At 43.6% G+C, this 2,682-nt stretch carries 4 protein-coding genes; 1 reads left to right on the forward strand and 3 read right to left on the reverse strand.

Annotated elements, in window-relative coordinates:
- From DW640_RS20285 to DW640_RS20295, 3 genes are all read right to left on the reverse strand, one after another.
- Window positions 1–624: DnaB-like helicase N-terminal domain-containing protein (locus DW640_RS20285; protein WP_304466180.1), on the reverse strand; the 624-nt coding region annotated here is incomplete at its 3' end.
- Window positions 614–1,252 carry a hypothetical protein gene (locus DW640_RS20290; RefSeq protein WP_008762265.1) on the reverse strand — a complete coding sequence of 213 codons (639 nt, stop codon included), beginning with the start codon at window positions 1,250–1,252 and terminating at the stop codon, window positions 614–616. The genes DW640_RS20285 and DW640_RS20290, both read right to left, overlap by 11 nt.
- 442 nt (window positions 1,253–1,694) lie before the next feature.
- Window positions 1,695–1,994 carry a DUF4248 domain-containing protein gene (locus DW640_RS20295; protein WP_008762266.1) on the reverse strand — a complete coding sequence of 100 codons (300 nt, stop codon included), beginning with the start codon at window positions 1,992–1,994 and terminating at the stop codon, window positions 1,695–1,697.
- A gap of 377 nt (window positions 1,995–2,371) precedes the next feature.
- Between DW640_RS20295 and DW640_RS20300 the strand changes: the two genes are divergently transcribed.
- On the forward strand, window positions 2,372–2,682 hold a 311-nt coding region (locus tag DW640_RS20300), incomplete at its 3' end, for a phage integrase SAM-like domain-containing protein (protein ID WP_199610439.1).

Here is a 2,682-nt window from a genome sequence, read left to right on the forward strand (position 1 = left end):
GATGGCAATGAGTTCTCCGTTTTGCAGTCCGGACGTCATGCGGTTCAGGTCCGTCAGGCCGGTGGGGATGCCGGTAATTCCGTTTACGCTTTTGGCGATACGCTGTTCGGCTTCTTCCATTGTGTCGGTCATCAGTGCGTCCATGTCGCGCATGTGGTCGTTGTGGCCGAATTCACCTTCCAGGCGGTCGAGCAGGTTGTGCGCATCTATCAGCGTATCGGCTATGTCCATTGTTTCGTCCAGGGAGCAGGCGAGGAGTTTGTTGAGTCCCAGTATCATTTCCCGCCGCAGGTATTTCTCGTGTACGATCTGCATGTGATATTCGATGTGTGCCGAGGTGGCTACTTTGCTGCTCAGTTGCGTGATACCGAATGCTCCGCCGGCTTCTTCGAGCTTGCCCCGGTGGGCAAGCTCTTCTTTTACGGTGAGGATGTCGATCTTCATTCCTGCCTGGTACATGGCCAGCAGGGCGGCGTAGATCACTTGGTGACGCATGCTGTAGAACATTTCCGGACGCAGCGTGTCGGCTACGAGCGGCATGGCTTCCTGTTCTATCAGGCAGGCGCCCAGTATGGCTTCTTCTATCTCCGGAGCCTGCGGAGAAACTCTGTTGTCAGTATTCATATTCATTCAGAAAGGCTTTATTGGATAAATAACTGCAGGCATGTAACGTGAATTTCATGTTTGTCTGATGATAATAATATTCTTCGATATGGTCGATGGCGAGTTGCTGTTCTTTTTCGCTCAGCTTTTTCCAGATACGCTGTGCCTTGGCGATGTTCTCTTTGGGGAGCTGCAGGATGTTGTGGTAGTCGTCCCAGAAGAGGCGGAACTTTTCGTTGCTGGCTTTTTGTGTGTTTTCTTTTTTCTCGCCGAGGAGTGTCGAGATATTTGTCCAGTTTTCGTAGTCGACTACTCGGATATGCAGGGCGGTGGTGTCGTTGTGAGGAATGATTTCGATGATTCCGTTTGTTTTCAGTTGTTGTATGAAGCGGTAGGTTCTGCTCGTTGGCCAGTGGAAAATGGCGCTCCAACTGCGGTAGCTGTGCAGGCTTTCACCTCTTTTGCACACGATGGTGCGTCTTTGATGGTCGGTGAGCTTTGTTTCCGAGTAGTTGACTTTTATAAGAAGCTTCAGAAAAGCTTCTATTTCTCCTTCATGTGGGCTGCAGTCTATAAGTTGCTCTTTCAGCAGAGCTTTTGGGATAATGATGTAGCCATATCCGATGGCTTGACAATCCATTTTTTGCATATGATATTCTGTTTTTAAATTTTGTCCAAAAGTAGGTTGATCGTTGCCGGAATCCTAAACGGATGTGCGTGTTTGGACGTGTTGGGATGTAATATTCCTTGTGTGGACGTAAATTGCTGTTTTTGACATGTGTTGTTTTTGTGTGGTACACGTTGGAGGAAGATCGTGAAACAGAGGCTTCGTTTGATGCGAACAGAGCTTCTGTTTATAGTAAACGAAGCCTCTGTTCGGTCATTTTGGAGCCTCTGTTTGGAGGGTGGAAAAAGGGCATTTTTGTGGAACGCACAGCGGAACACTCTGGAGAGTGAGGTAATCTTCTGACATTTAATGGAATATGTCTGTTGAGAAAAATCTTTTGAAACGCAGGGCGGAACCATAATAAGGGATAACTAATAAATTATATATTTAAAAATATATAGTTCGATTTTCGCTTTTTGGGCGTTCAAACTCGTTTGTTGTCCGACTCGTTTGCGTGGTTTTCCGACAGTGAAATGATGGGTGGTCCCCAGTGCGCCCAGATGATTTGCTGCATTTTCGGACTTAGCAAAGTCGTATGTTCGGTGTAGCTTGCAGCGGTGAGCTCTGCTTTGAGCTGCAAGTTGGCGTCTATCGTGTCGCGCATCCTTTTTCTAGCTGCATTGCAGTCCGAATGTCCTTGAAAGTATTCCGTAGCTAATTGGGTAAAATGTTTAAATCCCTTGATGATGTAATCTTTGGATACTTCTTTTTCTACTTTTATCATATTATTATATTTAGTTTGTATAAACCATTGTTTGTGGTTTATTTTCTGCAAAGTTATGAAAAATAAATTGATTGAATAGTATAAAATAATTTAGTTTTATTTTTTGTTTTTACATCTGTAAATTTATATGTATGTACCTGCTTAATTAAATTTGTAATTAGGGATATTTGTTGATTATAATAACTATTTATTTGTGGCGGAAATTTTATGAAAAAAAACATAGCGGTTTCTTTTTTTGTTGTTTTACTCTCAGACGCATGGCGAAATTTGTTGGTCGGATCATTCTGCTGATGAATGAGTATATGTCTGAAGGGTATTTTGGAGAGATGCTAAAATACCCTTATATTTATCGCGTAATTTATTTAATAGTGATTAAAATGTTAAAAGTAGTAGCATTTATGAAGCAAGTAGCCAAGGGACTACAGATGGAGGGAAACTTTGGTACTGCACACGTCTACCGTAGCAGTCTCAATGCCATCATTGCTTATCGTGGGAAAGGGGATTTTACATTTCATGAGGTAACCCCTGAGTGGTTAAAAGGCTTCGAGATTCACCTTCGTGGCCGTGGATGCAGTTGGAATACTGTATCTACTTATTTACGCACATTTCGTGCGGTCTATAATCGTGCGGTAGATTGTCGTGGGGCTGTTTATGTACCGCATCTGTTTCGTTCTGTATATACCGGCAC

Source organism: Bacteroides sp. AM23-12, assembly GCF_003434395.1.
GTDB lineage: Bacteria > Bacteroidota > Bacteroidia > Bacteroidales > Bacteroidaceae > Bacteroides > Bacteroides thetaiotaomicron.